Raw genomic sequence first — 26,011 nt, forward strand, 5'->3', positions numbered from 1 at the left:
TAAAATATAGACAGCAACTTCAACTAGAGTAGCTTGCATAATCTACGCAAGCTACAGTATTTTTTACATTTTATAACTAATAAACAGCGATTGGCCCATAAGGACCTTTAATAATTTCTATTCTTGTTTCAAAAATATCTGTCAAAAGTGTTGAGTCCATAACTTCTTCTACTGTTCCGAAAGCAGCAATTTGTCCATCTTTCATAGCACAAATTTTATCAGAGTATTTGGCTGCAAAATTTATGTCATGCATAACAGTCAAAATTGTTCTTCCAAATTCATTAGCTGCACGTCTCAAATGCTCCATCATTTGAACAGATCGAGCAACATCCAGGTTATTCAGAGGCTCATCCAAAAGTACATATTCAGTCTCTTGGCACAATACCATCGCTACGTATGCCCTCTGTCTTTGACCACCAGAAAGCTCATCTAAATATCTATTCTCTAAATTAGTTAAATCTAGGAAGTCGATATATTTAGAAATGATAGCTTCATCCTCTTTCGTTAATCTTCCCTTTGAATAAGGAAAGCGCCCGAATCCAACTAATTGTCTAACAGTAAGCCTCGTTACAAAATGATTTTCTTGTCGCAATATAGTCAAAACTTTTGCTAAGTCTTTTGATTTAGATTCAGAAACATCCATATTTGCTACCTGGATTTGACCTTCGTCCATATCTAAAAGTCTACCAATCATCAAAAGTGTCGTTGACTTTCCAGCACCATTTGGTCCGATTAAAGAAGTAAAGCCTGCTTTTGGTATTTCAATATCCAAAGGTCCTATTTTTACCTTATCCGTATAGAACTTTTTAACATTATCAATTTTTATCATAAAGCCCTCTTCCTTAAAACTATAGTTAAGAATATGATTCCACCGAATAATTCAATAATAACTGAAACTACACCTTGAGCATGGAATACATGATACATTAAAAAGTATGCGCTGGTCATTATTAAAAATCCTATAGCAAAAGCCATCGGAAAAATATATCTATGATCATAAGTTGACGCTGCCTGATAACTCAAAGTTGCCACTAAAAAGCCATAGAAAGTAAGTGGCCCAATTAGAGCTGTTGAAATGGACATTAAAATAGCTACTAATACAAGCGTATAAATTACACTAGGTTGGTATTTAACTCCAAAAGAAGTAGCAACATCTTTTCCTAGTGACAAAACATTCAAATTCTTAGAATGAGCAAAAATTAATACCGCTACAATTATGATCATAGGAATTACAATAGGAAAATATGCAGGATCTGCATGATTAACAGAACCAAATAATCTTGCTTGTAAGATATCAAATTCTGAAGGCGCAAGTAGTTTTCTCATGAAAGTTGACACAGAATTTAGCCCGGTACCAATAATAATTCCAACTAAAAGCATAAGTTGTAAATTCCCGTATTTACCGGAAAGTAACCATCCATAAAGTATCAAACTCATGAAGACCATAACAACAACTTGGAATAAAAATGATCCAATTCCATTAAAATTTATTAACGCACTAGCACCAAAGAAGAATACTGTACTCGTTTGAATTGCTGAATAAAGTGATTCGAAACCTAAAAGCGATGGAGTAATAATTTTATTATTCGTAATAGATTGGAAAGCAACTGTCGACAAGCTATGGCAAACCGCAGCAATAATCATTGCAACAATAGCTACTATCCTTCTCTTAACGACTGGGATAAAAGAAGGTGAATCTATCGGAACTGGATTGTTATAAACTAAAAGTCCATATGAAGAAAGAAGACCTAAAGCAATCAATGTTATCAGTAAAATCCAATAACGTCTTGCTTCCTTCTTAGACCGAAAAGCGCTAGCTGATCTACTTTCATTATGAAGGCTAGAATCGATTTCGACATTTTCTTTTTTTCTATATTCTAATGTGATCATCGTAGCCTCCTTGGTTTTCTTTGTCTCAATAAAATAGTAATAAACACGACTGCTCCCACTGTTGCAAGTATTAAAGAAACAGGTAATTCAAAAGGCTGTATAATTGTTCGAGAAATGATGTCACAGGCAGTTATTGATCCCATTCCGATCACACAAACCCAAGGTAAATTACTCCTAAGATCATCACCTCTAAACATTGAAACGATATTTGGCACAATTAATCCTAAGAAAGGTAAGTGTCCAATAACAGCTGCAACAATTCCAACTGCAACAGAGATAAGAGCAGTCCCAAAAAGAACAATTCTATTGTAATTAACTCCAAGACTTGTTGCGACATCTTCTCCTAGTCCAGCTAAAGTCAATCTATTCGCATACATAAAAATAAGAAAAGTAATGATAACAATCAGCCATAAATATTCATATCTTCCCACCTGAATGTTAGCAAATGAACCTACAAACCAAGTTTCAATACTTTGCGTCTTTTGAAAAAGGAGTCCTAAAAAAGTAGACACTGCAGAAATTACTGCTCCAAGCATCAATCCAATAATCGGAACAATTAAAGACGAACGAAGCTTAACTCTTCTTAAAAATAGAAAGAAAATCATAGTTCCTATAAAAGAAAAAATGATTGCACCAGTCATTCTTTGAACTAAAGTCGGGGCAGGAAATAATAAATACACAAAAAGCAGGCCTAAGCCTGACCATTCAATAGTCCCCGTTGTAGTAGGTTCAACAAAGCGATTCTGTGTAATGAGTTGCATTACGAGCCCTGCCATCGCCATCGCAGCTCCAGTAAGCATTAATGCAGCTGTTCTCGGAACACGAGTTATGAAAAACATCTCTGTCCCGTCCTCTTGTCCACGTATATCATAAACTCCAGTAAACAGTGATATAATCCCTAAAATTATAACAACTATAATGGCTATTATAAAAGGTTTTGTCCATAATTTATTGTGATTATAAAACTGGGGTTGAGAAATATTCTCAACCCTAGAAATTATATTTTTTGACACTGTTTCGTACTCCTTTACACTACTTAGCTAAAGTTTTTGCCATATTTCCAAATAACTCTATATAAGTTTGAATTGATTCATTTGTGTAAGTATCTTCTGGTGCATAAATAACTTGTTTTTTAGAAACAGCAGTTGTGTTTTGAAGAGCAGGTGATTTAGAAATAACATCCTTAGCAGGTGTTGACTTAGCTGCATCAGATGTTGCAGCATCACGATCTAATACGAAAATCCAATCAGGATTTGTTTGTGCAATAGCTTCAACAGAAACGTCATCACCTTTATGACCTGCAGTAGAATTTGAAACTTCTAACGCTGGAGTCCAACCGAAAATTTCATACATTGGTCCCCAAACACGACCAGAGTGCGGCGCAGCAAAACCAATATTACCACCAGTAACGATAACACTCATAACTTTATCTTTTCCGTTATAAGCAGATTTTGCTTTTTCAATAGATTTATCAAAATCAGCTACTAATTGTTTAGCTTCTTTATCTTTATTAAAGATTTTTCCTAAAGTAATTGTAGAATCTTTAAGTCCTTTTACTAAGTTTTCGCCAGGCTTAGTAGCTTTCTCAGAAACATCAAAATTAAGATCAATAACTGCTGCATTTGGTACTAATTTTTTGATTTCTTCGTAATGGTCAGCAAATCTTTGACCAACGATTACAAGTTCAGGATTTGCCGCTGCAATAATTTCTAGATTTGGTTCACGGTGATTCCCAATGTTTTGAACTGAATCATCCTTTTTATATGCTGAATCAGCAGGCATGATATCCTTTGGAGCAGCCGCTAATTTAATTCCCCAATCAGATAAAGTTTCAAAAGTTCTGTTATCCAAAGCAACTACATTCTTTGGGTTTACAGGGACTTTAACAGTTCCATGAGCATCAGTGATTTCAACCGTTTTTGGCTTATCACTACTATTATCTTTATTAGCTTTTGACTCTTTAGTATCATTACTTGGATTTGAGCAAGCTACTAACATTAAAGTAAAAATTGCTAGAATACTCACTAATTTTAAAAGCATAGATTTTTTCATATGTATACTCCTTATAGTGTGATTTATTTCGAAAATGATGACATCCATAGATTGAATTAGAAAGTAACTTTTATTCAATTGAATCGCTATTGATAATCATTTTCATTTGAACATCCTGTTAATTAGTATAGTCTTTAATTCTGTGAAAATCTTGTGAATGGTGTGAATTAATAAAATCAGGCACCAAAAGTAATATGTGAAGTCAGGCGTGTTGATTAATCATGATTTCCTCTACAAAACACGCTCATTAATAGCTAATATTTTTATAATCCATTTTTTTAAGTCTTTTAATACTTCTAAGAAACTATTTGATTATTAGATTCAATAGAAAAAAGAGTAAAACTGAATGAAACAGTGAACTGCACCCCAATTGTTAGACACAGTCTAACAATTGGAGGTGCAGTTTTTCTATGGCTAAATTTACAGCTGATGAAAAAATACAAATCGTTCTACGTTATTTGAACGGAAATGAAAGTTATCGAGAAATGGGTAAATCGATTGGTATAAGTGACACAATTATTTTGAATTGGGTAAACCAATATAAACAGAATGGTATGGAAGCTTTTCTAAAACGATGTACAAATTACACACAACAATTTAAACTAGACGTACTAAACTTTATGATTGAAAACGGTATGTCCTTATTTGAGACGGCAGCTATCTTTAACATTCCTGCCCCTTCAACGATTTCTGTTTGGAAAAAACAGCTCGAAACACAAGGAATTGATGCCCTTCAATCTAAAAAAAAGGGGCGTCCATCCATGAAAAAAGATTCAAATAAACAATTAAAACAAACTTTAGCTGACGGGTCAGTCGAAGCACTTGAAGCACGTATTAAACAGCTTGAAATGGAAAATGAGTACTTAAAAAAGTTGAATGCCTTAGTTCAAAACAAGGAAAAATCACGAAGCAAGACAAGGCGCAAGTAGTCTATGAATTAAGGCATAAATATTCGGTGAAGGCACTCGTGGAGCTAGCTGGTATTCCACGGAGTACGTATTATGATTTAGTAAAGAAAATGAATCGTCCGGATCAAGATGCCGATTTGAAAGCTGAAATTAAAGCGATTTATGAGGAAAATGAAGGTCGTTATGGCTACCGTCGCATTCGTGATGAGTTAACGAATCGTGATCAGAAAGTGAATCACAAAAAGGTTCAGCGCATTATGAAAGAGCTTGGATTAAAGTGTGTTGTGCGTATGAAGAAATAGAAATCCTATAAAGGGAAAGTCGGTAAAATTGCACCTAATATTTTAGAGCGTAATTTTTATACAGATGCCCCGAATCAAAAATGGGTAACGGACATCACAGAGTTTAAATTGTTTGGAGAGAAACTGTATGTATCACCTGTATTAGACTTGTATAATGGTGAAATTATTACCTATACAATTGGTTCTAGACCGACGTATTCACTTGTTTCAGAGATGTTAGAGAAAGCATTAGAACGTTTACCTGAAAACCACCAGCTACTAATGCATTCGGATCAAGGATGGCATTATCAAATGAGTCAATACGTCCGCACACTTGAATCAAGGGGTATCGTACAGAGTATGTCTCGAAAAGGAAACTGTTACGACAACGCAGTAATAGAAAATTTCTTTGGGATTATGAAGTCGGAGTTCCTCTACATAAAAGAATTTGAAAATGTAGAGCACTTTAAAATAGAATTAGAAAAATATATAGATTATTATAATACGAAACGGATTAAGGCAAAATTAAAAATGAGTCCGGTACAATACCGAACTCATTTTTATCAAGCTGCCTAATGAAATAACCGTGTCTAACTTTTAGGGGTCACTTCACAATTACTCTCTTTCATTAATTAGTATACTATTTATTAGTCTGTCCCCCACCTGCAATTAATTTACTACCTGAATATGTACCTTTGTTCATAAACACTTGATTAATTAATTCTTTTTGCTCAGCTACCGACATTACTCCTTTTCCTTCTCCTAAATTCCCACTTTGTAATTTCCAAATCTTATTATGATCCCCATCAACCTTTTCATATTTTCCTTGTTTCCATCGTTCTAAAATTTCTACATATGTACTTCCCTGTACAAGATCATTACTCTTTACAATATCAATTAAGCTTTCAATCCGCTCTTGTGTAATAAAAATATAGCCCCACTTTTGATCAGCTTTCGCTTTTTGATGTGCCATTTCATGTAATGCTGTCTGTATGTTCTCATCTGTCCATTTAAAATTTTTATTAAAACCACTATTCGGCAATGAATAATTTCCATTTTCTAAAAGCTTTGCATCTTCTGCTTTTACGTTACTATCAGCTAATACTTCTACTGCTGGAGCAGCTGGTGATGCCTTTTTCGCAGCTGGTTTACTATTATTTAAATAATGCAGCATACCATATGTTAAACCTACTCCAATTACCGCCATACCAGCTATAACACCTATTATTTTCAAAAATGTTTTCATCTCGCTTGTTTCCTCCCAAATATCTCCGTTCTGACTACCTAATTATTTCTTATATAAAAACTGTTACTTCATTCAAAATATCGCATCCCATCCCCTATCATATTATTTATATATACTTCCTCATATTGTATTTCTTTTTCTTTAAAATTGAAAGATTATTCTGTTAAATAATGAAAATATTCTACAAATTTTTCCTTTATATTTATAAAGAAACAAAAAAACAACGAGCGCGTTCTACAACACTCGTTGTTTTTACTTTATGCACGATTTTCTTTTAACCACTTCGTAATAGCATCTAACTTCGAAACATCAAAACGTCTTTCTTCACACACGTTCAAATTTTGTGAGTTTCTCACTATTTCTAATTCATTATTTCTTACACTTTTTGCCTCAATTAATTTACAATACCCATCTGTAACAGTATTTAAATTTTCATAATAACGCTGAAACGATTTTGATATATGTAAATGTTTTTCAAAGTTTCTTCTTCTTTTCGTCTCATCAGATACTTTCCGCTTTCTAAGTTCTTCATCGTTCGTATATAAATAAAAATATTGATCCGGAAAGCCAATTTCCCTATTTATCATCTTTTCTTTATAAAAATTTTCTATTAAAGATAATGGCTGATTAAATATATCAAAATGAAAACACCAATTATAACTAAGTGGCTGATAAATATCGCCATCGAGTATTACTAATTCATATTGCTTTGACTTCTGAACAGCTATATTCCAGCGCTCAACTTGTTTTTCAAAATACCATGTTCTATGGTCATTTTTTGGCCTTTCAAATAAAGAATTCACTTCAGGTATTATATAAGCACCATAATTCTTTTCTAATTCACGGCACGTGGTACTTTTACCAACAGCGCTTGCTCCCTCAAATGCTATTATCCCCATAGTTTCTCCCTCTTTCATTAACTAAAATTTCGTTGTTTCACTTTTCTTCCCCATAACTTTCTCCATAAAACAATTGAAGCAATAGTGAGCATGATTGTTGTAATGATACTACCTTCAATTCCGAACGTGCCTCCATGCAATGTTTCTGGTCCATTTGTTATAGACTTAAAAATTGGAGTAGAATATACAGTTGTGCCACTAACTGCAAAACCATATACATTATATTGAGCCCAGTTCCAAATTGAGTGCCATGCACATATTCCCCACAGACCGTCTTCTTTCAATACATATAAAGCTGTGAAAACACCCACTAATATTATATTCGATATAGATAATATTGTAATTCCTGGATTAAGTAGATGAAGAAATCCAAATAAAAATGAAGTTACAATTATTCCAACCCATATACGACTTCTAACAGAAAGAATCGGGAATAACCAACCTCGTACAATAATTTCTTCCGTTGCCCCTTGTATTAAAAATGCAACTAGAGATCCTACTATTCCTACTATCACTGTTGAGGTAATATGTTGTACTTGCAATTTCACACTCCCCATTAGTAATAGTAGAATAACTGGCGTTGAAATAAATACAAACCCTATTAACGCACCTTTTAAATATTTTCTCATCCATTTCTCTTTCCAAAAGCCAATAGATGAAAAAGGTCTTTTTTCTACAAAACGAACCCATATAAATAAAATAAATATAGCTCCGCCAAACGTTAACACCATTCTAACATTGTCATAAATACCTTTCATGAATATCGTTTCAGCTTTCGGTAAAAATAACATAAATAACATAAAAAGTTCGCCTAAAGTCAAAAATATAATGGCTAATATTACAGCAAAGACTGGATGGACCTTTTTTCTCCCTGCTTTTGCTGCTTCAATTATTAAAAATGAATTATTTTTCACTTTCTTTTCTCCTTTTATAATATTTAACTACCAATAGTAAACATCCATATTTTACCACGAAAAATACATTATTAATATTTACTCTAAGTTTTTCTTACATGATTTTGCATAAATCCAAATTAGGAATAATATATAAATAAAAGAGGTGCCTTTGTGCCTTTACTATTATCACCCAGATTACTCAGTGGTATTACCAGCACTTGCTATTTCCCACCATTTGTTGTAAGATAGTAATTAAGGTCAATTTAACACTATATTTTCTTTGCATATTATCAAGTATCAATCAGGGACAGTTTGTACTCCTTATGGGTTTTTGATAATATGTGAAATTTTATTTTCATTCAAATAAGGCCGATCATATTGTAATTTTTCTACTTTTAGGAGGCATTACCATGACATTAACAGGTAAAGTAAAATGGTTTAACAGCGAAAAAGGTTTCGGTTTCATCGAAGTTGCAGACGGTAACGATGTATTCGTTCACTTCTCAGCTATCACTGGCGACGGCTTCAAGTCTCTTGACGAAGGTCAAGAAGTTAGCTTTGAAGTTGAAGAAGGTAACCGCGGACCTCAAGCTAAAAACGTTGTAAAGCTATAATTCAAACAATAAAAAGGTTGTTACCAGCAAGGTTAACAACCTTTTTAATATATAACTAAAATTTTTTACATAAAAGGAGTGGTTACATGTATCGCAATCGAAAGAACGATGTAGCAGAAGTACCACCAGAACAAACCCCTGTTTGGGAATGTGAATCAGAGGATTGTTTAGGATGGATGAGAAAGAACTTTTCATTTGAAGAAGAGCCTAAATGCCCTTTATGTAAAAGTAGCATGAAAAGCGGAGAACGTTTATTACCTAAATTAGGTTAATTTATAATAAAAAAAACCTCTTTTAATTAAGAGGTTTTTTTATTATAAATTTATGTCCTCAATATCAGTTCGTACTATAGAATACAATAATGCATCGTGTTGCTTATTTCCTTGATGAATATATCCGCGCAATAGACCTTCCTTTTGGAAGCCAATTTTAGATAACATTCTACAAGAAGTAACATTTTCAGGATATGTAATAGCTCCAATTCTAAACAAACCTAAATCTTTAAATCCATAATCAATAATTTCTCGAGCTGCTTCTGAAGCATAACCATTTCCCCAATAATGAGGATGCAGATCATATCCAATCTCAGATCGTTTGCTCCATAATTGTAAATTGTTTAGTCCAATTGTTCCTATTAAAACATTCGTTTCTTTTAACACAATTCCCCATCGTATTGCCTTTTTCTCAAAGTAATTTTTTGAAAAAGATTCGATCATACGTGAAGCTTGTCCAAACTCCGTAAAAGAATTCATACCGTAATAACACGTCACTTCATCCAATGAAAAGATTTCATATATTTTTTGACAATAAGATTGTTCTATTTCAACTAAACGTAAGCGTTCTGTTTCTAATATAGGAAATGCCATAGGATCACTCCTTTCTCTCTACTCGTTCATTATATCAGAAAAAATATGTATAATTAGTAAAGTCCTTATTGTTCCATAAATCAAACATTTCTAATGGCGCATTCCCTCTTTATTCTATATACACGAATTGGATACCTTCTGATTGCCAATCAAACATGACGCTATAATTTCCATAAATCTAATTTTAAATTATCAAGAACTGTAAAGAAATTGTTTCTTCATTTTCTCCTTCTAAACAACCACCCTACCCCATACATTTATGGTAAAATATAGTTAATGTATTTTTTTATTGTGGAGGTGTAAATTTCCTATGTATATATTCATCGGCTTATCCCTCTTACTCATATTACTTATTTTTTTATTCGCAAAAAAATTCACACCAAACTCATTCATGATGACTAGCTTTAAAGGCAATAGCTTTAGGACATTTTCAATCGGTATTTTAATCGCTGCCATACTCTCACTTTCATATGGAACTTATCATGCAGTAACATATCAACCTAGTTATTTAGATATTAAATTAAAAAATCAAAATTATACTGTTTTCGGTAATGTAGGCGAATTCGGTTATTTCTTCGAAGAATTATTAAAAAAAGATACAGAAGTACAACTATATTTCGTCTCTTGGAAAACAATACAGTTAAAAAATCCGGTAATACTTATAGAATATCCTTCAGGAAAACAAGAAACATGGAAGCCAAATATCGTATCAATACCGGTAAATAAATTACAAGAAAAACATGATATAAAAGATATTTATCAACTATCACCGTATTCATTTAAAGAGTCTGGAGAAATAACATTAACAATAAAAGAAAACAATGTAAAAAACAATACAATTTCGATTCAAATAAAATAAATAAAAACTGTTCCTCCATTTTGCTGAAGGGACAGTTTTTATTTATTCTACAGTATTATTTATTTAATGTAGCCATTATTTCATTGGCTATATTCTTTCCATTTCCAATACACGCACCAATTCCGACACCGTAATATGAGGCACCAGCTAAATATACATTTGGATAAAGATTCGTCATTTTTTCTTGCAATGTTTGAACCGCTTGATTATGTTCTAAATGATATTTCGGCATTAAATCTTTCCAATTTGTAACTTTGACTACTTCTGGTTCACCTTTAATTCCGAGACTTTTTTCAATATCATATAAAGCAACTCGTACTAATTCTTCTTCACTATAATTTTTGATTGTTTCATATACCGGATTGGTGCTCTTATAAAACATTCTTACTAATAATTTTTGTTTACCCGATGTATGTTTCCACTTTCGACTTGTCCATGTGCAAGCATCACAATGTAAATCACTGTTTTCCGTTACAATAAACCCTGTGCCGTCAGCTGGTAGTTGTTCATCTAGTATGTCAAATCCTAAGTAAATACTTATAAGAGATGAGTTTTTAAATGTATTAAACTGCTCATTTAACTCATTAGACTGTAATAAAGTTTGTGCTATATCATGTGGAGCTGCTAAAACAACATAATCAGCTTGTATTGTTTCATGATTTACAAAAGAAATCTCATATCGATCTTCTTGTTTACTTACAGCCGTCGTTATAGCACCTTTTTTTACGACAGTTTCAGTCAGCACTTCTTCTAAGCGATTAATTATCGTAGATAGTCCACCTTTAAATGATACGAATTTTTTATTTCCTGCTGATTGAAATTGTTTTTTATTCTCTTCAAAACCTTTAATAATACTTCCATACTTATTTTTATAATCCAGTAAATATGGTAATGTAGATGCCATTGTAAGCTCATTCAATTTACCAGAATATACGCCTGAAAGCACAGGAGCAATTTGTCTTTCCACTAACTCTTTCCCTAAGAAACTTTCTAAAAATAGAGCAAGTGATGTGTCTTTCGTAAACTCTTTATTTTTCGTTATGAAATCTTTTAAAGCTACGATTTTCCCTTTCGTTGAGACTAGCGTACTGCTAAACAGCGACCGGGCGCTCATAGGTATCCCAAATATAGTATCAGAAGGAATCGGATGTAACATGTTTTCAGAATATATGTAAGAAATACCCGTTTCATTATATACCATTTCATCTTCTAAATTTAAATCTTTTACAAGTGGCATAACATATTCATTACGAGCAACGATTGAATCCGCTCCTGACTCCATAATGAAATCCTTTTCTTCCACACTATGGATTTTACCACCTAAATACTCTTCTTTCTCAATAAGAATTAAATTTAAATCGATATTATAATCCTTTTTTAATTTTTCTAAATAAAACATAGTAGAAAGTCCCGTTATACCTCCACCGATAACAACAACTGTTTTCATATGTGCTGCGCTCCTAACCGATACAATTAATAATTCCTTTTTATTATAACCAAAAGTCCTTATATTCGACTAGCAAGTTGCGCATTCTGTAAGAAATTAGACAATATATTTGAATATATTTTCAAATTACCTAATAAAAAAGAACTATAACATTTACAAACCCCGTCATAGTTCTCTTTATTTTAAAAACATAAAGTAATTGATTAATTTGTCTAGTTCTTGACTCAATGCCAATACTTTTTCATGTTGAATTCCATAATCCGATACTAAATATAAAAGTTCTTCTTTTTTTATTTCAATTACTTTTTCCAATTTCGCTAGTTCCATGTCGTTTTACATCTCTCCAAAAATAAAATGTATGTATTTCAGTATAGCCTACTTACATAATTAGTAAAAGTAAAATACGCATGTAAAATCTTACATATTTGAAAAAATAATATACTACTAACAAAAAAAGAAACTAGATTAAGCTTCTTTTTTCAGATTATTAAAGTTCATTAAGAATGAATAACATACCGGAATTTTTCTAATGTTATATCTTTATAATTTGGAGCTCTCTTTATATGATTAAAATAACTAGCAATTGCAGCTGCTCCAAAATGCGCATGCCAAATATCATTTGTTTCTTTTTTGCATTGAGAAATAATTGAAAGGCCGCCTTTTAAAATACTTTTGTTTTCCATTTTCTTTCTCCCCTAATTAAAATCACTATATTTTCATCCTAAAGATGGTGTCAGGACAAATAAAATGTGATTCGATTCATCACTTTTATTCAAAAATCGATGCTTCACATTTGGTGGAATACGTACAACATCGCCTTCTTCTAAAAAATATTCTTTTCCCTCCAATTCTACGTATACTTCCCCTTTCATAATAACAGCAATCTCTTCCTTATCTTCATGGGAATAATGGCTTTCTGTTGTGTTTGCTTGTTTATTTAAATCCATCATTAGCATTTCAATACGTGCTTTCATAAAATCAGGTGTTAATACATCATATACAATGTGATCATTGTTTTCCCGATATACTTTTTTTCGATCTTTTTTCTTGGAAATGAGCGAATCTGTATCAATATCGTTAATAAAAAGTGTAAACAGCGGTACATTTAATGCTTTTGCAATTAACTCCAAAACATTTAAAGAAGGATTAGCATGTCCTCTTTCAATTTGGCTAATTAGTGATGTACTAATCCCTGCATACTCAGCGAATTCACGAATTGTCATATTATTTTTCTTACGATAACTTAATACCGTTTGTCCAAGCCTATCATGTATCATAGTAAAACTTCCTTTCGTCCATCATAATGCATATTTCATTGTCTTTGTGCTGACATACTAAACAAAGGCAAATAATCCTTTCCTATTATCTCCGGGACTTATATACTTACCTTTGTATATTATATCGCACTAAGTTTATTATAATAAACAATCTATCGGAGGGACAAACTTTGAAATCACCTATTCTTTCATATTTCATCTTATTTTTTGGTGTATTCGCCTTATCAACTTCAGCAATTTTTGTAAAATTGGCAGCTGCTCCTGCGACAATCATTGCTTTTTACCGATTATTCTTTGCCACACTGATCCTGTTACCGTTATTACTATTTAATAAAAATAGTCGAAATGAGCTAAAAACTTTAACGAAAAAACAATGGACATTCGGATTCATATCTGGGCTATTTTTAGCTGCACATTATGTACTATGGTTTGAATCATTACAATATACTTCTGTAGCAAGCTCTACAGTTATCGTAACGTTACAACCTTTGTTCTCAATAATTGGTGGTTATTTTTTATTTAAGGAGAGATTTACGAAAGGAGCGGTTATTGGTTGCCTCATCGCCATTTCAGGTAGTATCATCATTGGCTGGCAAGATTTCCAAATTAGTGGAGAAGCTTTATATGGAGATATTTTAGCATTTATCGCTGCTGGTATCATTACTGCTTATTTTTTCATTAGCCAACACGTCCGTAAAGATTTGTCACTTATACCCTATTCGGTAATTAGTTATGGAAGTAGTGCTGGCTTTCTTGGCATATTTGCTTTCACGCAACAAGAATCTTTCATCCATTACTCTACACAAACTTGGTTGTGCTTTATTGGATTAGCTTTCATTGCTACAATTTTAGGACAAACCATTTTTAATTGGTTATTAAAATGGATGAGTGCTACTGTAATTTCAATGAGTATTTTAGGTGAAACAATTGGCACTTGTATGCTAGCGTACTTTATATTACATGAGACCATTTCTTTACAACAAGGACTAGGAATTGCCGTTATTTTTATTGGTTTAGCATTATTTTTATTACAGCCAAATTCTAATGAAAAAGCATGACAGTATACTGTCATGCTTTTAACTATCAATTATGTACAATTAAACCATTCGGTCTAAAACGACTCATCATAATTTCATTAATAAACTTTCCGTGAGCTTTCAAATTCCCTATCTTTACCCCCTCTTCTACAAATCCAAATTTTTCATATAAAGCTCTTGCTTTTGGATTCGTTTCTAACACACCTAGTTCTACTCTCTCTAACATTAACCAATTATCAGCCAGATCAAGCATCTTCATAAGAAGTGCTTTCCCAATTCCTTTATTATGATATTCACTGTCTACCCCAATGAATAAATCGCCTGAATGAGATCTTCGGCCTGGACTTTGTGTTAAACTTACAAATCCAACAACTTCTCCATCATATTCTGCAACAAATTCAAATTGATTTGGTGCTAAATTTCGAATTCTATTTTCCATAGCTTCTACACGCATGCTAGGTAAGAAAACCATATACGGTAAAACGTCATCTTGTATACATATACAATGAATTGCTCTAGCATCTTGTATTTCTACTGCTCTAACGTTAACCCCCATCTTTCTCTCCTCCATATAAATAACAATATATTTGTGTGTATTCTAGAAATGTTCATGAATGACCTTCTCATCCGTATTTCTTTATGTCATTTTTACATAATTATTCCGATATAATATTTAATTTCCAAAAAGATTAACAACATATCTATATGATTAGCTTTTCACCTTGCTATATAAATTAAGCAAATTTTCAATTTGAATACCATTTATTTCCATACCGACTATATCACAATTTTCTATTTCAATATTTTTCAGATTACTGTTACTTATGGTGCTACCTTCCAAGTCACATTTATCGAATACAATAGGTTCCTTCTCATCTCCGAGACTTGTATTTTTGAATTGTACTCCACCTAAAGTCACCAAATTAAATTTACTGCCAGAAAGATTTAAATCTGCATATGATGAACTTCTAAAATTTATATTTCTAAACTTTGATTGACTTACATTGCAATTACTCATATTCGTATTCATTATATTGCTACCAACAAATGAACTGTTTTTTTAAATTCACTTGATAATACCCTGTATTTGCTAAATTACAGTTTTCGTATTGACTATTTTTCATATCTTTATTTGTAACTACACTCTCTTTGTTTGAGCTTGTTTTTATTCTTTTCACGTAACAATACTCATCTTCCGATTCAAAAATCATTTGGTAGCCCATCTTTTTATAAAAGTGATGATTATTAATTTGTCTACTAGATGTTTCGAGATCCCAAATCTTTATGTTTGGATATTCCTTTTCTATTAATTTCATAACATGTGATCCAATTCCTTTTCCTTGATAAACAGGAGCTACAAAAATACGATCAATTCGACCGTACGACTTACCAGAAATCGTAACTATTATCCCTCCAATTATTTCTTTATCCATTACAACTTTGAAAGAATCCAATTCTTCAATGGAATATTCCATCATTTCAACTGAAGAATACCCTGGCGGTTGAATGTTATAATCAATGACATCATCTTGGCCGTATAGCCATTGTTTTGCTTCTGCATCAAATGTTCTTTTCATTATTTCTGTTAATTTCTCAGCATCTAAAATTGTAGCTTTTTCTATAGATATTCTCGTCATTTTCGTTTTCCCCTTCATTATTACAAACCAACCATTTTTGTGAATGGCATAATTATCAATTCACTTTTGTTTTTAATGCTTTTCCCATTATTACATATGGAACATCATTTGTACTTGGATGAAATGGCTCCAATACATTTATCCAATCTAATCTTTCATATAACGAACGTGCTTTTTCATTGTTTATTTGTGTTGTTAAAACACTCGTTCTATTTGGAATCCCTTCTAGTAATTCATTATGTAATTTCGTTCCAAGACCTTCATTTTGATATTGTGGGTGGACTGCTAACTCTACAAATTCAAAACAATCTTGTAACCATTCGTCTACTTGCTCTAGATGTAACGCTTCTCTCATTAATTGATTATAGTACTGTCCCTCCATTGAGCGATAACCATAAGTAAAGCCAACTACTTCATTTTCATCATTTATTGCTACTATACCTTTAAAACCTGTATATTCTATATGCCTATTCATTCGCTCGATCATTTCATTGAAATTTATTTTCTCAAATACTTTACAATACAATTTTGCCATATCCCCAATTAAGATTTCATCTTTTTTAATGCTTACGAATTTCACTTTATCCCCCCCTGTTAAACATTTATATACTTAAAATTTTAAAAACAAAGAAAATTAATACTAATCACTCTCTTTACTATTAAACTACAAATCACCCTATATTTTCCACAATTACTTAGTATTAATGAATAAAAGAAGAGACCATGTAATACCAACATGGTCTCTTCTTTTATTCATTTTCAATTTTATCCCGCTATTTGCTGGGCAGTAAGACCCCCACCTCAAAATTCAGCGAAAGCAAAGAAGTTAGGTGGGGGTCAGGCTAATAATCAGTGGGGGCTGAACAAAACCCCCACTGATTAAAGTTTCACTTTATATAATTAAAAATTAAATATTATTTAAGCCACTCGTTGCAAGTATTACTTAACTGCTGTAAATCTTCTATAAATTGACTCGCATCATATCCATCACAAACCGAATGATGTACTTGCAATGAAACTGGTAGCATAACCTTGTTTCCTTCATTAAAATATTTCCCACAAGTTATAATTGGCAATAGAAAATTTTCATCATTATTAATATTAAGATTAAATCCAGTAAAACTAGTCCAAGGTATACTAGAAATCGGAAATACATTAGGTGGAATATTTTCTTTCGTGAAAAAACCATGAACACTAGCATAGCATCTCATATCGTCTTCATAATTCTTATAGAAAGTGCGGAAATCACTTGAATAATCCGTCCATATACTTGAAAAAGACTTATCATCTTTATGAAAGATTGTATAACTCGGTATCATTTCCTCCCAATAGCCTAAAACTCCTTCATCGTTAAAACATGTTCGAAATTTTTTATGATTATTTACTACTCTAGAAATTAAATATATAAAAACGGGATAAAATTTTATTCCCTTTTGATATAATTCCTCTAATAACATCGTGATATCAACATTAACAGTCATACTAAATGTACATTTCAACTTTAAATAATGCTCAAAATACTGCTCTCTATTCCAATCTTCTCTATCAATTACATGAAACTTCATTCTAATAGCCTCCTAAAATTTTCTTTTTATTTTAGAAGGCTATTTCCCTTGCTTTCACCATAATTGTTCACTCCTAACAGTTTACATTTCACCCTAATTATTTATTTAATTATATAACATATGTAAGAATCAATTCACATATTTCTTGAAATCCATCCACATACTATAGATAAATCAAATGAAATTTGGAGGATACATACATGAATAACAAAAATATGAATAAAAAAGAAAATATTACTGAAAATACTACATCTATTCAAAATAATAATACTGCAAACCTTACTATTGAAGAACAAGCAATGAACGGCTTATACGGAATGCCCGAAACAACAATTGAAGATGCTGATCACGCTGCAGCTGATGATTTGACTTCAAAAAATTAATTAACTACATTGAAAAAGCCAAGGAAAATACCCTTGGCTTTTTTAACTATGCATCCACCTTTTGTATTTCTTCACTCTTTCTTGAAAGTTTACCTGGCCAAAAAGCAAATCGGCCTAACACAACTGTAATTGCGGGTACAAGTAACGGTCTTACAATAAACGTATCTAGTAATACGCCAATTGCAGTTACAATACCAAATTGAACTAATACTTGAATTGGAAGTGTACCTAACACTGCAAAAGTTCCTGCTAAAATTAAACCTGCCGATGTAATAACACTACCTGTTTGTATTACACCATTTTTTACTGCATCCAAGTGATTTTGTGTCTTTCTGTTTTTCCATATTTCTGAAACCATAAAGATATTATAATCTTCACCTAAAGCAACTAAAAATACGAATGCGTACAACGGTATCGCACCTTGAATGGCCGGCGCTCCCATACCGTAATGAAGTAATATCCATCCTGCTCCTAACGCTGAGAAGAATGATAAGACAACAGTTACAATTAAATAAATCATCGCAACAACCGATCGTAAGTAGACAAGTAATAATAAAGCGATAATGCTAATCATTACTGGAATAATTACTGATTCATCACGTTCAGTAATTTGCTTTGTATCATATAATGAAGCTGTTTCTCCACCAATCCACAATTGCTCTTCAGCATTACTAATCCCAGCATCTTTTAATACTTTTTCTACATTACTTTTCAATTTAGGAATTTGATCTAACGCTTCAATTGAGTATGGATTTTCCGCTAAAGAAACTTCATACATTTGTATTTGCTTATTTTCTTTTCCCTCTTTTGGCTCTTTCACTGTATTTATGAAAGAAAATTTCTCTAGTTCTTGTTTAATAGGAAGCTCTTTTCCTTTCGTATCAACAACAACTTTTACTGGTGCTAGTTCACCAGCTGAGAAATGATCACTAATTAACGTAAACCCTTCACGAGAAGGCATATCCTTTGGAAACGATTCTAATAAGTCATATGTGTATTGAATACGTGGTACGAACGAAGCCAATCCACCTAATACAAACACAGTTAGCATAATTATTGTCCACGGTCTTCGTACTACTACATCTCCAAGTTTTTTACTAAAGGAGCCTTTTGATTTTTCAACTTTTACAGCCCTCTTTTTCTTTCTTGCAAACTCCTCATTCATTGAAGTTGTTCTCGGTATAAACGGGAAAAATGCAATCCTACCGAAAATTAATAATAGTGCTGGTAAAATCGTTAAAGCCGCGATTCCCATTATAAATACAGCAACACTAAATGGTACTGCAAATCGATGAAAGGCACCATAATGAGCAAGTAATAATGTCCCTAATCCAAGTACAACAGTTAACGCACTCATTATTATTGCACCGCCAGAAGCTTTAATCGCAAGTTGTAATGCTTTATATTTACTTTCTTCTTCTAACAAGTACTCTCTATATCTCGAAATTAAAAATAGACAATAATCCGTTCCAGCACCAAACAATAATACTGTCATAATTGATATTGCTTGGGCATCTACTTTAATCCATCCATGATCAGCTAAAAAACCGAGTGTAGGACTAATGATACCGTATGCAAAGCCAACAACAAGTATAGGTAAAATTGCTAAAATTGGCGAACGGTAAAGTAAAATTAATAGGACCAAGACTAATAATACAGTAGCCACTAACAATTTCACATCTGCTTGACTAAATAAACTAACTGCATCCGTTTGAATACCTACAGGTCCAGATAATCGAACATGTAAACCAGATTCACTTATTTTTTGTTTAAATGGATCTTCATCCACCTTACTATTCACTATTTCTCTAAACTCTTCAAGATTTCCTTTTAATATATCCGTACCAGCAGATTTATTAAAGAATACCGGTGTAACAAATGATGTACCATCTTTTGATGCACTTTTTGATAATACTTGCTCTGGAATTGTATCAAATGGCGGTAACGTTGATTGTTCTTTTAAAGGACTAGCTTTTAACTCTTTATAAACGTCTTGTATGAGTTTATAATCCTGTGACTGTAATCCACCATCTCTATACCATACTACTAACAACGGATTCCCTGCATTATTCGGAAACTCTTTTTTCATAAGCGCTTCCGCTTGCTGTGACATAGCTGTTTCAGGTAAATTTTTTGGATTCGGTTCTTTCGTACTGTTTACTTGTGGTAACGTAAATGAAAGTAATAATGTAATAAGAACCCACACCGATAAAGTGATCCATTGCGTATTTTTTCCTGCTACAAGCCTCCCTAACATATGTAACGGGTGCTTTTTCATAAAAACCCACCTTCCTTTTTTCCTTCATTATTAATTATATATACTGGTAGGTTAATTAATCAAGAATGATTGAAAATTATGTTATAATTATCTCAAGAATAAATGTCAGGAGCGAATGGATTTGGAACAAAAACAACGTCCTCTCGGAAGGCCACGTCAAAATAAAAATACAAAATCTACAAAAGAAACCATTTTAGAAGTGGCAACTCGCTTATTTCTTACACAAAATTATCAAGTCGTTTCTATGGATGAAGTCGCAAAAGTTTGTGGTGTTACGAAAGCAACCGTCTACTATTACTATTCAACAAAAGCCGATTTATTTACCGCTACTATGACCCAAATGATGATACGTATACGAGAGAATATGTCTCAAATACTCTCTACAAACAAAACTTTAGAAGAAAGATTATTAGACTTCGCCAAAGTTTACTTACACGCAACGATGGATATTGATATGAAAAATTTTATGAAAGATGCTAAACTGTCGTTATCTGAAGAACAATTGAAGGAATTAAAAAATGCTGAAAATAATATGTATGAAGTGCTAGAAAAAGCACTCGATACTGCGATGCACATGGGAGAAATTCCGAAAGGAAACGCTAAATTTGTGGCTCATGCTTTCGTATCTTTATTATCAATTGGGAATTTTAAAGATGAAAATCACAATCCTATTCTGGCAAATATAGATGAATTAGCACAAGAAATCGTTTCTTTTTATTGGAATGGGTTAGGTCATTCATATTAAACTGATTTACTTTAATAAAAGAGCATGTTTAATTTTTTCAAACTGAAGTGACCCCTAAAAGTTAGACACGGTTATTTCATTAGGCAGCTTGATAAAAATGAGTTCGGTATTGTACCGGACTCATTTTTAATTTTGCCTTAATCCGTTTCGTATTATAATAATCTATATATTTTTCTAATTCTATTTTAAAGTGCTCTACATTTTCAAATTCTTTTATGTAGAGGAACTCCGACTTCATAATCCCAAAGAAATTTTCTATTACTGCGTTGTCGTAACAGTTTCCTTTTCGAGACATACTCTGTACGATACCCCTTGATTCAAGTGTGCGGACGTATTGACTCATTTGATAATGCCATCCTTGATCCGAATGCATTAGTAGCTGGTGGTTTTCAGGTAAACGTTCTAATGCTTTCTCTAACATCTCTGAAACAAGTGAATACGTCGGTCTAGAACCAATTGTATAGGTAATAATTTCACCATTATACAAGTCTAATACAGGTGATACATACAGTTTCTCTCCAAACAATTTAAACTCTGTGATGTCCGTTACCCATTTTTGATTCGGGGCATCTGTATAAAAATTACGCTCTAAAATATTAGGTGCAATTTTACCGACTTTCCCTTTATAGGATTTCTATTTCTTCATACGCACAACACACTTTAATCCAAGCTCTTTCATAATGCGCTGAACCTTTTTGTGATTCACTTTCTGATCACGATTCGTTAACTCATCACGAATGCGACGGTAGCCATAACGACCTTCATTTTCCTCATAAATCGCTTTAATTTCAGCTTTCAAATCGGCATCTTGATCCGGACGATTCATTTTCTTTACTAAATCATAATACGTACTCCGTGGAATACCAGCTAGCTCCACGAGTGCCTTCACCGAATATTTATGCCTTAATTCATAGACTACTTGCGCCTTGTCTTGCTTCGTGATTTTTCCTTGTTTTGAACTAAGGCATTCAACTTTTTTAAGTACTCATTTTCCATTTCAAGCTGTTTAATACGTGCTTCAAGTGCTTCGACTGACCCGTCAGCTAAAGTTTGTTTTAATTGTTTATTTGAATCTTTTTTCATGGATGGACGCCCCTTTTTTTTAGATTGAAGGGCATCAATTCCTTGTGTTTCGAGCTGTTTTTTCCAAACAGAAATCGTTGAAGGGGCAGGAATGTTAAAGATAGCTGCCGTCTCAAATAAGGACATACCGTTTTCAATCATAAAGTTTAGTACGTCTAGTTTAAATTGTTGTGTGTAATTTGTACATCGTTTTAGAAAAGCTTCTATACCATTTTGTTTATATTGGTTTACCCAATTCAAAATAATTGTGTCACTTATACCAATCGATTTACCCATTTCTCGATAACTTTCATTTCCGTTCAAATAACGTAGAACGATTTGTATTTTTTCATCAGCTGTAAATTTAGCCATAGAAAAACTGCACCTCCAATTGTTAGACTGTGTCTAACAATTGGGGTGCAGTTCAAACATGCTCTTTTATAATTTATTTATATACTAATAATCAGATTATACTTCAACGTCACTTAACAAAAAACTCCATTTTAACTTTACAAATTTTGAAGTTGAACATTTATATTCTCCTTACTTAATCCCCCATGGTAACAAACTACAGATTCAATATGTAAATTTAAATACTTCTTCAAAGACTGCTTTGCTTCCTTAATATTTATAGTTGTTGGGGCGTGAATTCCTCCTAACATCCCATTCACACTATACATAGAGTCTCCTGCAATAAGAATTTTGCTTTGTTTCAAATATAAACTAATATGACCCGGAGTATGCCCTGGAGTATGAAGAATTAGTATTCCACCGCAATACGGAAGTTCTTGCCCGTCAATCACAGTATCACTCACTTTTCCTTTTGGGCGGTTCTCTACATTTCCGTCCTTCAATAAAGGTAAATCCCCCTCGATATATGGCTTATCTAGTTCGTGCGCATAAACTTTAATATTACTTCGACAGCGCTGCAACAATTCTGGCAGACTACCTATATGATCAATATCCTGATGCGTCAAAATCACGACTTTTAACTTATCAAATGATACCCCAATCTTTTCCATCTCTACTTGTATATCTTCAATTTGTCCTGGGAAACCCGTATCTATTAATACTGCCATTTCATCATCCCATAAAAGAATTGGATGAATAACAAATTCTTGAAATTCAAGTTGTAACATTTCTATCCCTTTAGCAATCTCCATACAGCCATTCTCCTTTATATTGAAGTTTGAAAATATGTACGAGTAAACTGAAAATATAAAGTGAAACTTTAATCCGTGGGGTTTTACTACCCGACAAATAGCGGGATAAAGCACCTCTATCTTATAATATGTTTTGTCATCCCAATAGAGAATGCTTCAAACCCTATAGATTCATAGTAAGATTGCAATTTTTCTACACACATAAGTTGTGGAATAACCTTATTTTGTTCACAGTGCTGGATTAATCGTTTCACTATTTCTTTTCCGATGCCACTAGACTGATATTTTAGCAATACACCAACTCCACAAATAATGCCTGTTATGACTCCATCTGATATGACACGCCCCATCCCTACTAACCTCTTATCATCAAAAACATAAATTGCATACCAACTTTGCTTACACATTCGTTCTAACTCGTTAACCGTTAATTTAAGAGAATTCCATCCTAAAGATTCGTATAAGGATAATAATCCATTAAAATCTGTAGGATGTTCACTTGTGTAGCGTATACTATTTTCCATGTCAATACTCCCTATTCTCAGGCTTGTTTTTATTTCATAAAATTCCCTTTACACAAATCTGATCGATGTAAAAATAACTAGAACAAACTTCAATAAGAAAGATAGAATTCCTTCTCAATATAAAATAAAAAGAAGTTATCTCACTTAAGATAACTTCTTTTATATAAGACTCTCATTATATTATCAACCAAAAAATATACAACTGCATACGATTAGCACAAACAAAACTAATAAACCATTTGAGAAATAACCCATTGAATACTACCCCTTTATTAAATTATGTAAAAGATTTTATCATAAAATGATTTACAACTTAATAACTGAAAAAGACATTGTATTCATTAGTTACGTATATTTAGTAATATTTTAATTTCCAGTCATATTCTCCTTATCTAAAAACACTTCTCATAATCCTATACTTAAATTCTTATAATCTCAAAACAATAAATAAAGAAGACCTCGACATATCGATGTTTTCTTTTCAACTATGCTAATTGCTAACTCACGTTTTTTTATTAAATAGATACAAACCTTTCACAAACAGGGCATATAAGAAAAGCATTCCCTACTGCATAAATATATAATCTGAACATTAACACATTTCCTTTATATTCTTTAAATCTCATCTTCAGTTATTTTAATAGCTTTCTTATTCAAAAATAGATTTTTAAAAATTCCTACTCCCACAATTAATAAACCTATACCAACTAATTTATTTATTTGTAATGGAATGCTCTCCATTCCAAATAATCCGAATGTATCAATGAATAACGCAACGACCAATTGAGTAATAAGACTAATTAGCACCGTATATGCTGGACCTAAGCTCTTTATTGCACCCATTATGCAAATAATTAACCCGATGCCAAACAGTCCACTTACATAAAACAAATAATTTGTAGTATACACTTTAATGTTACTACTGTTTTCTGTAATGATATAAAATAGAATAGAACTAATGAGACCTATTCCAAGGACACATGTAGTCGTTAACCACTGTCCTACATTTTCATTTACTTTTGCATTAAAAACAGATTGTAAGCTAATTAATATTCCTGCTAATATGGCTAAACTAAATCCAATCAAAATCTTCCTCTCCCTTTCATTGCTCATATATATTATCTTTAGCGACTTCCTTCATTCTAGAAAAATCCTTAATTACAATAACTCCATTACTCTTTTCAATTAGTTTTTCATTATAAAATCTTTGTAATACCCGAATTACGTGCCTATAACTTACCCCTATAAAATCTGCAATACTCGTTACCGAAGTTGCATCCAAATCCCCTTTATACATATTCCCGTTACTATCTGTTGAAATTGAAAGTAAATAACTAGCTACACGTACTTCTACAGGATACAGTAAATTAAGAGCAGTAAAACGAGTCGATATTTTTAACGTGTTCGCAATGTTTTCAAGCAAGAACTTCATAAATATAGGATCATGTAATAACTTGTTTCTAATAACCGTATTAGAAATAGAGATTGCTACAACATCTGAACAAGCTTCAACGACATTATGTGCTTTGCTATTTTGAATTAATTCAATATCACCAACAATGGCCAATGGATTGATAAAGCGAAGAATTAGTTTCTTCCCTTCAGGTGTAATCGTATAAACTTTTACTTTACCTTTAACAACAAAATATAAACGATCCATTTCGTCATCTATATTGCAAATAAGCTCGCCTTTTTCAAAGTGATTTATTTGAAAATACGCTGTATCTATTTCTGAAAATACCTCGAGCGTTTTATTGTTTTTTAAATAATGCGTAATTAAACTTGATCTATCCCACATATTCATTTCCCCCTTTCATTTACATATTAAATAAAACAATACCTATAATCATTACTATTGTTCCCACAATATGATATCTCTCCATCTGTATCTTTTTTATATGAAACAGTCCTTTCATTTCAATAACTGTTGCCGTTAACAATTGAGCAACCATTAGTGTACCAGCTGTCAATGTAACTCCTAATGAATATATCGACATAGTTTCTGCACAAATAATGAATCCACCAAATGCACCCGCTGCTAAATATACTTTTTTCACACTCTTTAAATCTGTTACTTTCTCTTCTTTCTTTAACAAAAATACAGTTGTTGCAATAATGAATCCAATTAAATGGGTTATAATACTCGTCGACCATATACCGATATGTGAACTAAGTTTCGCATTAAAGGTTCCTTGAAGTGTTATAAATATCCCCGCAAAAACAGCAAATATAATACCTTTCAAAAAATCATCTCCTCATCTTTTATTTCTGACTTAATTAAAAGCTATAATCCTATAATGGCAAAAGGACAAATGTCACATCACTATGAAAATAACTAGGAATGAACAAAAAACCACACCTCAAAAATGCGAGGTGTGGTTT

Annotated in this window: 27 protein-coding genes and 3 pseudogenes; 7 read left to right on the plus strand and 23 right to left on the minus strand. The window is 32.4% G+C overall.

Annotation, left to right across the window (positions count from 1 at the left end; genetic code table 11):
• Positions 1–76: 76 nt before the first annotated feature.
• The 4 genes from F3I02_RS28005 to F3I02_RS28020 are packed head-to-tail and all read right to left on the minus strand — an operon-like array spanning position 77 to position 3,942.
• Entirely contained in the window at positions 77–829 is a 753-nt protein-coding gene (locus F3I02_RS28005; protein ID WP_000590060.1) for an iron ABC transporter ATP-binding protein, read from the minus strand.
• Positions 826–1,890: an iron chelate uptake ABC transporter family permease subunit gene (locus F3I02_RS28010; protein WP_000631245.1), complete on the minus strand. Its 1,065-nt coding sequence runs from the start codon at positions 1,888–1,890 to the stop codon at positions 826–828. The genes F3I02_RS28005 and F3I02_RS28010 overlap by 4 nt, the downstream gene beginning before the upstream one ends.
• Entirely contained in the window at positions 1,887–2,903 is a 1,017-nt protein-coding gene (locus F3I02_RS28015; RefSeq protein ID WP_000041820.1) for an ABC transporter permease, read from the minus strand. Before F3I02_RS28015 ends, F3I02_RS28010 begins: the two co-directional genes overlap by 4 nt.
• 19 nt (positions 2,904–2,922) lie before the next feature.
• Positions 2,923–3,942: a siderophore ABC transporter substrate-binding protein gene (locus F3I02_RS28020; protein ID WP_061884743.1), complete on the minus strand. Its 1,020-nt coding sequence runs from the start codon at positions 3,940–3,942 to the stop codon at positions 2,923–2,925.
• 410 nt (positions 3,943–4,352) lie between these two features.
• Between F3I02_RS28020 and F3I02_RS28025 the strand changes: the two are divergent.
• A pseudogene (locus F3I02_RS28025) lies at positions 4,353–5,707 on the plus strand (IS3 family transposase).
• Between the two features lie 64 nt (positions 5,708–5,771).
• Here F3I02_RS28025 and F3I02_RS28030 read toward each other — a convergent pair.
• The 3 genes from F3I02_RS28030 to F3I02_RS28040 form a co-directional block, all read right to left on the minus strand.
• The gene (locus F3I02_RS28030) at positions 5,772–6,377 is read right to left on the minus strand and encodes a PRK06770 family protein (protein ID WP_000846985.1); all 606 of its coding nucleotides are present in this window, start codon (positions 6,375–6,377) and stop codon (positions 5,772–5,774) included.
• 257 nt (positions 6,378–6,634) lie between these two features.
• The gene (locus F3I02_RS28035; RefSeq protein ID WP_196478652.1) at positions 6,635–7,294 is read right to left on the minus strand and encodes a DEAD/DEAH box helicase family protein; all 660 of its coding nucleotides are present in this window, start codon (positions 7,292–7,294) and stop codon (positions 6,635–6,637) included.
• Positions 7,294–8,190: a CPBP family intramembrane glutamic endopeptidase gene (locus F3I02_RS28040; protein WP_074594855.1), complete on the minus strand. Its 897-nt coding sequence runs from the start codon at positions 8,188–8,190 to the stop codon at positions 7,294–7,296. Before F3I02_RS28040 ends, F3I02_RS28035 begins: the two co-directional genes overlap by 1 nt.
• A gap of 392 nt (positions 8,191–8,582) precedes the next feature.
• Between F3I02_RS28040 and cspD the strand changes: the two genes are divergently transcribed.
• Both cspD and F3I02_RS28050 read left to right on the plus strand, forming a co-directional pair.
• Positions 8,583–8,786: a cold-shock protein CspD gene (gene cspD / locus F3I02_RS28045; protein ID WP_000176366.1), complete on the plus strand. Its 204-nt coding sequence runs from the start codon at positions 8,583–8,585 to the stop codon at positions 8,784–8,786.
• A gap of 86 nt (positions 8,787–8,872) precedes the next feature.
• Positions 8,873–9,058, plus strand: a complete 186-nt coding sequence (locus F3I02_RS28050; protein ID WP_000286203.1) for a cold-shock protein — start codon at positions 8,873–8,875, stop codon at positions 9,056–9,058.
• A gap of 42 nt (positions 9,059–9,100) precedes the next feature.
• Here F3I02_RS28050 and F3I02_RS28055 read toward each other — a convergent pair whose 3' ends face one another.
• The gene (locus tag F3I02_RS28055; RefSeq protein WP_000885386.1) at positions 9,101–9,652 is read right to left on the minus strand and encodes a GNAT family N-acetyltransferase; all 552 of its coding nucleotides are present in this window, start codon (positions 9,650–9,652) and stop codon (positions 9,101–9,103) included.
• Positions 9,653–9,962: 310 nt separating this feature from the next.
• On the opposite strand from F3I02_RS28055, the gene F3I02_RS28060 reads away from it, so the two are divergent.
• On the plus strand, positions 9,963–10,511 hold the full coding sequence (locus F3I02_RS28060; RefSeq protein ID WP_196478653.1) for a hypothetical protein: 549 nt from the start codon (positions 9,963–9,965) through the stop codon (positions 10,509–10,511).
• Positions 10,512–10,566: 55 nt separating this feature from the next.
• On the opposite strand, the gene F3I02_RS28065 is transcribed toward F3I02_RS28060, so the two are convergent.
• The 4 genes from F3I02_RS28065 to F3I02_RS28080 all read right to left on the minus strand — a co-directional run bounded on the left by F3I02_RS28065 (position 10,567) and on the right by F3I02_RS28080 (position 13,235).
• A complete protein-coding gene (locus F3I02_RS28065) occupies positions 10,567–11,958 on the minus strand; it encodes a protoporphyrinogen oxidase (RefSeq protein WP_000860363.1) in 1,392 nt (463 codons plus the stop codon).
• Positions 11,959–12,135: 177 nt separating this feature from the next.
• Positions 12,136–12,285 carry an aspartyl-phosphate phosphatase Spo0E family protein gene (locus tag F3I02_RS28070; protein WP_000417698.1) on the minus strand — a complete coding sequence of 50 codons (150 nt, stop codon included), beginning with the start codon at positions 12,283–12,285 and terminating at the stop codon, positions 12,136–12,138.
• A gap of 170 nt (positions 12,286–12,455) precedes the next feature.
• Positions 12,456–12,641 (minus strand): hypothetical protein, encoded by a 186-nt coding sequence (locus tag F3I02_RS28075; protein WP_000428904.1) that lies wholly within the window; start codon positions 12,639–12,641, stop codon positions 12,456–12,458.
• A gap of 33 nt (positions 12,642–12,674) precedes the next feature.
• On the minus strand, positions 12,675–13,235 hold the full coding sequence (locus F3I02_RS28080; protein WP_000581041.1) for a helix-turn-helix domain-containing protein: 561 nt from the start codon (positions 13,233–13,235) through the stop codon (positions 12,675–12,677).
• A 170-nt stretch (positions 13,236–13,405) separates the two neighbouring features.
• Here F3I02_RS28080 and F3I02_RS28085 point away from each other — a divergent pair, with 170 nt between their 5' ends.
• The gene (locus F3I02_RS28085) at positions 13,406–14,293 is read left to right on the plus strand and encodes a DMT family transporter (protein ID WP_000841802.1); all 888 of its coding nucleotides are present in this window, start codon (positions 13,406–13,408) and stop codon (positions 14,291–14,293) included.
• Positions 14,294–14,318: 25 nt separating this feature from the next.
• Here the strand turns inward: F3I02_RS28085 and F3I02_RS28090 are convergent, their stop codons facing one another.
• From F3I02_RS28090 to catA, 4 genes and pseudogenes are all read right to left on the minus strand, one after another.
• Positions 14,319–14,828, minus strand: coding sequence for a GNAT family N-acetyltransferase (locus F3I02_RS28090; protein ID WP_000538743.1), 510 nt, complete (start codon positions 14,826–14,828; stop codon positions 14,319–14,321).
• A gap of 153 nt (positions 14,829–14,981) precedes the next feature.
• A pseudogene (locus tag F3I02_RS28095) lies at positions 14,982–15,927 on the minus strand (GNAT family N-acetyltransferase).
• Between the two features lie 37 nt (positions 15,928–15,964).
• A complete protein-coding gene (locus tag F3I02_RS28100) occupies positions 15,965–16,489 on the minus strand; it encodes a GNAT family N-acetyltransferase (protein ID WP_000673978.1) in 525 nt (174 codons plus the stop codon).
• A 334-nt stretch (positions 16,490–16,823) separates the two neighbouring features.
• Positions 16,824–17,474, minus strand: a complete 651-nt coding sequence (catA, locus tag F3I02_RS28105; protein ID WP_000668527.1) for a type A chloramphenicol O-acetyltransferase — start codon at positions 17,472–17,474, stop codon at positions 16,824–16,826.
• 200 nt (positions 17,475–17,674) lie between these two features.
• Between catA and F3I02_RS28110 the strand changes: the two genes are divergently transcribed.
• On the plus strand, positions 17,675–17,857 hold the full coding sequence (locus tag F3I02_RS28110) for a DUF4021 domain-containing protein (RefSeq protein WP_001060656.1): 183 nt from the start codon (positions 17,675–17,677) through the stop codon (positions 17,855–17,857).
• Between the two features lie 46 nt (positions 17,858–17,903).
• On the opposite strand, the gene F3I02_RS28115 is transcribed toward F3I02_RS28110, so the two are convergent.
• A complete protein-coding gene (locus F3I02_RS28115) occupies positions 17,904–20,135 on the minus strand; it encodes an MMPL family transporter (protein ID WP_074594938.1) in 2,232 nt (743 codons plus the stop codon).
• Positions 20,136–20,256: 121 nt separating this feature from the next.
• Here F3I02_RS28115 and F3I02_RS28120 point away from each other — a divergent pair, with 121 nt between their 5' ends.
• Positions 20,257–20,880 (plus strand): TetR/AcrR family transcriptional regulator, encoded by a 624-nt coding sequence (locus F3I02_RS28120; protein WP_000436039.1) that lies wholly within the window; start codon positions 20,257–20,259, stop codon positions 20,878–20,880.
• A 79-nt stretch (positions 20,881–20,959) separates the two neighbouring features.
• On the opposite strand, the pseudogene F3I02_RS28125 reads toward F3I02_RS28120, so the two are convergent.
• The 6 genes and pseudogenes from F3I02_RS28125 to F3I02_RS28150 all read right to left on the minus strand — a co-directional run bounded on the left by F3I02_RS28125 (position 20,960) and on the right by F3I02_RS28150 (position 25,872).
• Positions 20,960–22,314, minus strand: a pseudogene (locus F3I02_RS28125) (IS3 family transposase).
• Between the two features lie 137 nt (positions 22,315–22,451).
• Positions 22,452–23,105: an MBL fold metallo-hydrolase gene (locus tag F3I02_RS28130; RefSeq protein ID WP_000401468.1), complete on the minus strand. Its 654-nt coding sequence runs from the start codon at positions 23,103–23,105 to the stop codon at positions 22,452–22,454.
• A gap of 116 nt (positions 23,106–23,221) precedes the next feature.
• Positions 23,222–23,629 (minus strand): GNAT family N-acetyltransferase, encoded by a 408-nt coding sequence (locus F3I02_RS28135; protein ID WP_149216252.1) that lies wholly within the window; start codon positions 23,627–23,629, stop codon positions 23,222–23,224.
• A gap of 615 nt (positions 23,630–24,244) precedes the next feature.
• On the minus strand, positions 24,245–24,715 hold the full coding sequence (locus F3I02_RS28140) for a DMT family transporter (protein WP_000579015.1): 471 nt from the start codon (positions 24,713–24,715) through the stop codon (positions 24,245–24,247).
• 16 nt (positions 24,716–24,731) lie between these two features.
• Positions 24,732–25,427, minus strand: coding sequence for a Crp/Fnr family transcriptional regulator (locus F3I02_RS28145; RefSeq protein WP_000263514.1), 696 nt, complete (start codon positions 25,425–25,427; stop codon positions 24,732–24,734).
• Positions 25,428–25,446: 19 nt separating this feature from the next.
• Positions 25,447–25,872 carry a DMT family transporter gene (locus F3I02_RS28150; protein ID WP_000676016.1) on the minus strand — a complete coding sequence of 142 codons (426 nt, stop codon included), beginning with the start codon at positions 25,870–25,872 and terminating at the stop codon, positions 25,447–25,449.
• Between the last annotated feature and the right edge of the window lie 139 nt (positions 25,873–26,011).

The sequence above is a fragment of the Bacillus sp. SRB3LM genome (assembly GCF_015712745.1).
Taxonomy (GTDB): Bacteria; Bacillota; Bacilli; order Bacillales; family Bacillaceae_G; genus Bacillus_A; species Bacillus_A thuringiensis_K.

Bases quoted from the DNA above. Each gene is read 5' to 3' on its own strand.
- F3I02_RS28135 (WP_149216252.1), bottom strand. From the start codon at position 23,629: ATGGAAAATAGTATACGCTACACAAGTGAACATCCTACAGATTTTAAT.
- F3I02_RS28060 (WP_196478653.1), top strand. From the start codon at position 9,963: ATGTATATATTCATCGGCTTATCCCTCTTACTCATATTACTTATTTTT.
- F3I02_RS28110 (WP_001060656.1), top strand. From the start codon at position 17,675: ATGAATAACAAAAATATGAATAAAAAAGAAAATATTACTGAAAATACT.
- F3I02_RS28080 (WP_000581041.1), bottom strand. From the start codon at position 13,235: ATGATACATGATAGGCTTGGACAAACGGTATTAAGTTATCGTAAGAAA.
- F3I02_RS28145 (WP_000263514.1), bottom strand. From the start codon at position 25,427: ATGTGGGATAGATCAAGTTTAATTACGCATTATTTAAAAAACAATAAA.
- F3I02_RS28115 (WP_074594938.1), bottom strand. From the start codon at position 20,135: ATGAAAAAGCACCCGTTACATATGTTAGGGAGGCTTGTAGCAGGAAAA.
- F3I02_RS28130 (WP_000401468.1), bottom strand. From the start codon at position 23,105: ATGGAGATTGCTAAAGGGATAGAAATGTTACAACTTGAATTTCAAGAA.
- catA (WP_000668527.1), bottom strand. From the start codon at position 17,474: ATGAAGTTTCATGTAATTGATAGAGAAGATTGGAATAGAGAGCAGTAT.
- F3I02_RS28020 (WP_061884743.1), bottom strand. From the start codon at position 3,942: ATGAAAAAATCTATGCTTTTAAAATTAGTGAGTATTCTAGCAATTTTT.
- F3I02_RS28010 (WP_000631245.1), bottom strand. From the start codon at position 1,890: ATGATCACATTAGAATATAGAAAAAAAGAAAATGTCGAAATCGATTCT.
- F3I02_RS28065 (WP_000860363.1), bottom strand. From the start codon at position 11,958: ATGAAAACAGTTGTTGTTATCGGTGGAGGTATAACGGGACTTTCTACT.
- F3I02_RS28050 (WP_000286203.1), top strand. From the start codon at position 8,873: ATGTATCGCAATCGAAAGAACGATGTAGCAGAAGTACCACCAGAACAA.
- F3I02_RS28070 (WP_000417698.1), bottom strand. From the start codon at position 12,285: ATGGAACTAGCGAAATTGGAAAAAGTAATTGAAATAAAAAAAGAAGAA.
- cspD (WP_000176366.1), top strand. From the start codon at position 8,583: ATGACATTAACAGGTAAAGTAAAATGGTTTAACAGCGAAAAAGGTTTC.
- F3I02_RS28055 (WP_000885386.1), bottom strand. From the start codon at position 9,652: ATGGCATTTCCTATATTAGAAACAGAACGCTTACGTTTAGTTGAAATA.
- F3I02_RS28030 (WP_000846985.1), bottom strand. From the start codon at position 6,377: ATGAAAACATTTTTGAAAATAATAGGTGTTATAGCTGGTATGGCGGTA.
- F3I02_RS28090 (WP_000538743.1), bottom strand. From the start codon at position 14,828: ATGGGGGTTAACGTTAGAGCAGTAGAAATACAAGATGCTAGAGCAATT.
- F3I02_RS28005 (WP_000590060.1), bottom strand. From the start codon at position 829: ATGATAAAAATTGATAATGTTAAAAAGTTCTATACGGATAAGGTAAAA.
- F3I02_RS28075 (WP_000428904.1), bottom strand. From the start codon at position 12,641: ATGGAAAACAAAAGTATTTTAAAAGGCGGCCTTTCAATTATTTCTCAA.
- F3I02_RS28035 (WP_196478652.1), bottom strand. From the start codon at position 7,294: ATGAAAGAGGGAGAAACTATGGGGATAATAGCATTTGAGGGAGCAAGC.